The organism is Sharpea porci, assembly GCF_009695655.1.
GTDB lineage: Bacteria > Bacillota_I > Bacilli_A > Erysipelotrichales > Coprobacillaceae > Sharpea > Sharpea porci.
The window spans coordinates 50,789-57,515 of record NZ_VUNM01000012.1; the positions used below are offsets into that span (position 1 = coordinate 50,789).

Sequence of the window (6,727 nt, forward strand, 5' to 3'; positions counted from 1 at the left end):
TATGTATTATTTTATTGGAATTAAGGGCTCAGGAATGTCCTCATTAGCACGTATTCTTTATGATTTAGGCTATGAAGTAGCTGGCAGTGATATTAGTAAATATATTTTTGTCGAAGATGGTTTAAGAGAACGCGGGATTCCTATTTATACATTTGATAAAAATAATATTAAGGATGGCATGGATGTTATTATTGGTAATGATTTCCATCGTGAGACAAATGAAGAAGTGGCTGCGGCTTTAGATAATCCAAATGTGAAGACACATACATATTTTGGATTCTTAGGACAGTTTATGAATCAGTTTGTTTCAATCGGTATTGCAGGTACGCATGGTAAGACAACTACAACAGGTATGGCTTATCATTTGTTCAAAGATTATGCTCCTACATCTGTCTTGATTGGTGATGGTACGGGATATGCAGAAAAGGATGCAAAATATTTCATCTTTGAATCTGATGAATATATGGATCATTTCTTAAGTTATTATCCAGATTATTCTTATATTAATAACATTGAATTAGATCATGTTGATTATTTTAAAGATCAGGATGACTATGATGAATCATTTGAAGAATATGCGAATCATGCGAAAAAGGCATGTGTTGTATGGGGCGATGATCCACATCTACCACATTTACATTATACAAAGCCAGTCTATAAGTTTGGCTTAAAAGATGGCAATGATGTTCAGGCTAAGAATGTCATCAATAATGAAAAAGGTTTATCATTTGATGTCTATATTCATGGTGAGCTCTTTGGTCACTTTGCGTTACCTTTATATGGTATGCATACACTTTATAATTTGTTAGGTGTTATCACTCTTGGATATCTTGAAGGCATGGATGCTGCTTATATTGAAGAAAGAATGTCAACATTCAAAGGTGTTAAGCGTAGATATACTGTTCAGGAAATTGGCAATAATGTTTATGTTGATGACTATGCACATCATCCAACAGCTATCAAATATGTTATTGAAGAGACAAGAACACGTTATCCAGGAAAGAAGATTGTCGCTGTTTACCAGCCTGACCGTTTCTCCCGTGGTAAATATTTTGCCAAGGGATTTGCCCAAAGCATGGATTTAGCTGATTATCCATATTTCGTAGATTTCCCAGCTAATGCGCATAAGGAACCAGGCATTGATATCGACGTCACATATATTACACAGTATATTCCTCGCGCTAATGTTGTGAAAGAAGATCGTGAAGGTGCAGAGCTTCTAGCTGAATATGATAATGTAGTCTATATCTTTATGTCACCAAAAGACATCTACAAGCTTAAGGATCTCGTTATTGAAGTCAAGGCTGAAAAGGAAGGCAAATAGGAGGAAAAGACATGAGTACATTGGACGTATGCGTAGCCATCCTAGTTGTAGCTGGTGCCTTTGCCCTTGTCTCACTTGGCATACTCCTTTTAAAGGCTGCCAAGACATTACAGGATGTATCTATTATTGCCCATAATTTAGATATCACAGTCACAAAAGTGAATAAGACTGTTGATGATATCAATTACAAATTAGACTTGCTGAACGCCCCAGTTGAGCTTGTCAACAGAACTTTCACAAAGAAAAGAAACTTTGGAAGTAATCTGTTAGGATTTGTAATGAATTTATTTAGAAAGAAATAGGAGGAAATGCGATGAAATTAGGAAAATTCTTATTCGGAGCTGCTGTTGGTGCAATTGCCGGGCTACTATTAGCACCAAAAAAAGGCAGTGAATTACGTGAAGATCTTGTTGAAAAGTCTAAAGAGACTTATGTTAAAGTCAAGAATTTGACACGTGAAGATGTCGAAGCTATTTTAGGCGAAACAATTGAGAATGTAAAAAAGACTGTTGATGAATTTGATTCTGATGCCTTTAAAGATTCTACTAAAGTAAAGCTTAATGATCTTCAGACAAAACTTGAAACACTCGCTTCACAGGTTAAAGAAAGTGAGCAGTATGCGAAAGTAGCAGAAGGTGTTTCTCAGGTTGCTGAGCGCTTGAATACAAAAATTGCAGAAGCTAAAAATCAGCTAAATGAAACAGGCATTTTACCTGATAGTGATGCTATTGAAAATGAAATTGATGATGTTGAAAATGAACTTGATGAAATGATTGATGAAATTAAAGATTAACTATGAAGAAGAAAACAACGATTTATGATGTTGCTGAGGAAGCTGATGTTTCCCTTGCAACTGTATCAAGAGTAATTAATGGTTCCAATGTTGTTAAAAAGGCAACAAGGGACCGTGTTCTAGAAGCCATCAAGCGTCTAGACTTTAAACCTAACCAGGTTGCCCGTGGACTTGCCACAAGCAAATCAACAACGATTGCTGTTGTTTTTCCTCAGTCCATCTTTGCCCGTGTGAAAGACATGATTGGTGGTATTGGTGATACAGGTAGAACTTTGGATTATTCATTAACGATGTATACAACGGATGAACTTGGTGACAGCAATCCTCTAGAAGATGTCATCGAGAGAGTTGTCAAGTCAAGAGCTGATGGTGTTATTCTTTTCAACAGTCAGGATATCGAAAAAGGCTTACAGCTGACAAAGCAATATAATTTGCCTACGGCTGTTATCGGTCAGAAGACAAGTGATGATAATGTATGTTCCGTTTATGTTGATGCTAAAGCCATCGGCTATGAGCTTACAAAAAAGTATCTTGATCAAGGCATTGATGATATTCTCTTTGTCAAAGCACGTCAGAATTTAATTGATCTCAACAGTTTACATGAAGGAATTAAAGCAGCTTTTGTGGAAGCTGGAAAGACTTTTGAAGATGACCGTGTCATTACAACATCTAATGAATTTGAACAAGCTCATAATGATTTTGCCAAATACCTTGATAGCCATAAGACACCACGTGTTGTCATTGCTGGCTATGACAAGGAAGCAGTTGCCTTTGTACAGGCGTGTGATGAGAAAGGCGTTAAAATACCTGATGACTTAGAAATCATTGGTATGGTTGACTCTACTTATGCAATTATCTCAAGACCTAAATTGACATCTGTTCATTTGCCAATCTATGATATGGGGGCAGTGGCTGTTCGCATGATTACAAAGATGCTTAATGAAGAAGAAATTGATGAACGTGCTGTCTGTATGAAACATACGGTTGTAAAACGTGACTCCACAAAACTATTATAAGCATGAAGACGAGAAGGTAACCTCTCGTCTTTTTGTTTGTCCTAACGTGTGGTACAATGGTACTTGCGAGGGGGAATTTTATGGACGAATATAAAAAGCTTTTTGATCATGATCTCAAGGCTACATGGCTTTATATAAAGGTTGGAGTGAAATGGCTGGTGATGGCATTGCTGGTAGCGGCAGTGTGTGGACCTGTAGGAGCTCTTTTCTCACAAAGTATTGTCTATGTCACTAAGCTTAGACATCTCCATCCCTGGCTGCTTTATTTTCTACCATTAGCTGGTCTTGTGATTGTTTTTATGTATGAACGTTTTCATGTCGCAGGAATGGGGACAAATAATATTATCAAGGCAGCTCGACATGGTACCGTTCTTAATGCCTTGCTTATACCTGCAATCTTTATAAGCACAGTGATTACTCATTTATTTGGTGGATCAGCAGGCAGGGAAGGTGCGGCCTTACAGATTGGAGGAGGCATTGCTAATTATATAGGTCGTATCCTCCATATGAAAAAAGAAGATTTTAAAATCATGACCCGTGTCGGTATGGCAAGCTTTTTCTCGGCATTGTTTGGAACACCGCTAGCAGCAGCCGCATTTGGGACCATGGTTGTCAATGTTGGGGATGTTCCTTATTCGGCTATATTGCCGGGACTGATATCTTCTATTGCATCTGCCTATATTGCACGCAATCTAGGAGGGGAAGTTGTCCATTTTAAGGTTGTCGCACCACACTATGATCCTCTCATGTATATGAAAATCATGATTCTTGCTATTTTATGTGCGATTGTATCTGTATTCTTTGTGAAGACATTGATTCATGTCCATGAGCTTATGACAAAGTATATCAAAAATAGTTATATCAGAATTATTGTGGGTGGATGTTTGGTTGTTGTTTTGACATTACTAATAGGCAGTACGGATTATAATGGGGCAGGCATGGATATTATTGAAAAAGCAATCGTTCATGGTGAAGTCAAGCCGACTGCCTTCTTGATGAAAATCATCTTTACAGCCATAACCCTTGAATCAGGTTATAAAGGTGGGGAGGTTGTGCCATCATTCTTCATAGGGGCAACTTTTGGCTGCTTTGCGGCTAAAGTTCTTGGTATTCCAACAGGCTTTGGTGCAGCAATCGGCATGATTGGTGTGTTTGGGGCAGCTACTAACAGCTTCCTCTCACCACTTTTCTTAGCAATGGAAGTCTTTTCTGGTGTTGGCTTGCTTTATTTTGCCTTGGCAGCCATTATTTGTTTTATCTTCTCAGGTTATTCAGGCCTCTACACATCCCAACGTATTATTTTCTCAAAGGTAGGAACAATGCGTGTTGATGCCAATCCTAATCTCTATCATACTGGAGATAAGAAATGATTCTTATTGGCCTTTCCCTAGCTATTGTTGGCATTGTGGTCGCAATGAGTTATCAGCGCATACGTTATAAGATTTTGGGGAAGCGTGTTCCAGCAAGTATTGTTGGCTATAGGCTATTAGAGGAGAACAGGCATGGGGATGTCTATTGTTTTAAAGTGCTCTATCGTGATCAAGGCATTATTCATAAAGCCGATAGTCTTGAGACATTTACTTTGCCCCATGGGCATTATCCCTATGGTCATCGTAATGAGTATGTCCAGGCCTACTATCAGAAAAACAAGCCTAATCAGGTTATTATTGCTGATATTAGTTATCAGGAGACATATTGTTTAATCCTTCTTTTGTTAGCCTTTGTACTTTTGGTGTTAGGATTGAATGGCTTGTGATAGGATTATTGCTTGTTGAGTGTTGACAAGAAGCTTTAACTTGTCTAAACTATTGATATCGCTATGAAGAAGACAAGTAGTTATTGAATTTGTTGAAGAGAGCTTATGGGTGGTGGAAATAAGTACAAATGAGATAATGAATACACTTTGGAGCTTCTAAGTGCAAAGCTTAGACGGTGTGTGCATCGTTAACAAAGATAAGAGCCTGTTTATACAGGAATAAAGGTGGTAACGCGAGAATTCGTCCTTTGATGGGGGGATTCTCTTTTTTATTTAAGGAGGATAAAATGGGTATTTATGAAGAATTAGAATGGCGTGGGCTGATTAAGGATGTCTCTTCGCCAGAGTTAAGAGAAAAGCTTAATAAGGGTGGTATGACTTTCTATATTGGTACTGATCCTACTGGTGATTCCTTACATATTGGTCACTTCTCAAGCTTTCTTATTTCCAAGAGATTAAAAGAAGCAGGACATAATCCTATTCTTTTAGTGGGTGGGGGAACTGGTTTAATTGGTGACCCAAAGCCTACTGCTGAAAGACCTATGATCACATATGAACAAGTTCAGCATAACTTTGAATGCTTGAAGAAACAGGCAAGTGAAATCTTTGGCTTTGAAGTTGTCAACAACTATGACTGGTATAAAGATATGAACTTCATTGATTTCTTACGTGATTATGGCAAATACTTCAATGTCAATTACATGCTTTCTAAAGAAATCATAAAGAGCCGACTTGATGAAGGTATTACTTTTGCAGAATTCTCATATATGATTATGCAAGCCATGGATTTCTATGTCTTACATCAGACAAGAGGTGTGAATATGCAGGTTGCTGGTCAGGATCAGTGGGGCAATATTACAGCAGGTATTGAACTTACACGTAAGAAGACTGGGGAAGAACTCTATGGTATGACTATGCCATTATTGACAAAGAGTGATGGAACGAAGTTTGGTAAGTCTGAAGGTAAGGCAATCTGGCTTGATCGTGAAAAGACTTCACCATATGAAATGTATCAGTTCTTCTTGAATTCAGAAGATGAAAAGGTTATTGATTATCTCAAGTTCCTTACATTCCTAGATAAAGACGAGATTATGCGCCTAGAGCAATCTAATAAGGAAGAACCACACAAGAGAGAAGCACATAAAGCTCTTGCAAGAGAAGTTATTACCTTCCTTCACGGGGCTGATGCTTATGATGAAGCTGTTCATATTTCCCAGATGCTCTTCTCTGGTGAAATTGCCAACCTTACTTATGAACAGGTTAAGTCATGCTTTGCTTCAGTGCCATCAGTTGAAGTGGATGAAGATATGCAGATTCTTACAGCCTTAGTAAAATGTGGTGCAGCCTCTTCAAATCGTGAAGCACGTCAGTTTGTTAAAGGGGGATCAGTTCTTGTCAACGGACAGAAAGTTACTGATGAAAAATTCGTTGTCAGCAAGGCTAATGCCTATGGCAACAAAGCTACTGTTATTCGTCGTGGCAAGAAGAAATATTTTGTTATTAATCATAAATAAGGAAAAGCTCTCAAGTCTATCTTGGGAGCTTTTTTATATATTAAGAAATTGGTTTCGTCATTCAAAAAGTTATATACCCACTTACATATGAAGTAAATGGGTATATAACTTAGCCTTCCTCAGTGTCATATTGAGATGTTTTTTCGATATTAGGATTTTATTTTCATGTGTCCATGACATCTTGGACACTCAAAGCTTGCATCATCAGCACTGCCGCCAGATTCCACCAGTGCATCTGTCACCTCTGCCACCAGCCATCTTGGAACGTTCTCCTCGTGGCCGCATCTTGTGCATTTCACTCTTACTGGGACATCATCATCGCTA

7 protein-coding genes and 1 other annotated feature are annotated in these 6,727 nt (G+C 38.1%); all 7 genes read left to right on the top strand.

The window, feature by feature from the left end:
- Position 1: 1 nt before the first annotated feature.
- The 7 genes from FYJ79_RS06705 to tyrS all read left to right on the top strand — a co-directional run bounded on the left by FYJ79_RS06705 (position 2) and on the right by tyrS (position 6,403).
- The gene (locus tag FYJ79_RS06705; protein ID WP_154515795.1) at positions 2–1,324 is read left to right on the top strand and encodes a UDP-N-acetylmuramate--L-alanine ligase; all 1,323 of its coding nucleotides are present in this window, start codon (positions 2–4) and stop codon (positions 1,322–1,324) included.
- Positions 1,325–1,335: 11 nt separating this feature from the next.
- Positions 1,336–1,626: a DUF948 domain-containing protein gene (locus FYJ79_RS06710; protein ID WP_154515798.1), complete on the top strand. Its 291-nt coding sequence runs from the start codon at positions 1,336–1,338 to the stop codon at positions 1,624–1,626.
- Between the two features lie 11 nt (positions 1,627–1,637).
- On the top strand, positions 1,638–2,117 hold the full coding sequence (locus FYJ79_RS06715) for a YtxH domain-containing protein (RefSeq protein WP_154515801.1): 480 nt from the start codon (positions 1,638–1,640) through the stop codon (positions 2,115–2,117).
- Between the two features lie 2 nt (positions 2,118–2,119).
- A complete protein-coding gene (locus tag FYJ79_RS06720) occupies positions 2,120–3,133 on the top strand; it encodes a LacI family DNA-binding transcriptional regulator (protein ID WP_154515804.1) in 1,014 nt (337 codons plus the stop codon).
- A gap of 80 nt (positions 3,134–3,213) precedes the next feature.
- Positions 3,214–4,503, top strand: coding sequence for a chloride channel protein (locus FYJ79_RS06725; RefSeq protein ID WP_154515807.1), 1,290 nt, complete (start codon positions 3,214–3,216; stop codon positions 4,501–4,503).
- On the top strand, positions 4,500–4,889 hold the full coding sequence (locus FYJ79_RS06730) for a hypothetical protein (protein WP_154515810.1): 390 nt from the start codon (positions 4,500–4,502) through the stop codon (positions 4,887–4,889). The genes FYJ79_RS06725 and FYJ79_RS06730 overlap by 4 nt, the downstream gene beginning before the upstream one ends.
- Positions 4,890–4,943: 54 nt before the next feature.
- Positions 4,944–5,141, top strand: a binding site (T-box leader).
- Positions 5,142–5,176: 35 nt separating this feature from the next.
- A complete protein-coding gene (gene tyrS / locus FYJ79_RS06735; RefSeq protein WP_154515813.1) occupies positions 5,177–6,403 on the top strand; it encodes a tyrosine--tRNA ligase in 1,227 nt (408 codons plus the stop codon).
- Positions 6,404–6,727 lie beyond the last annotated feature (324 nt).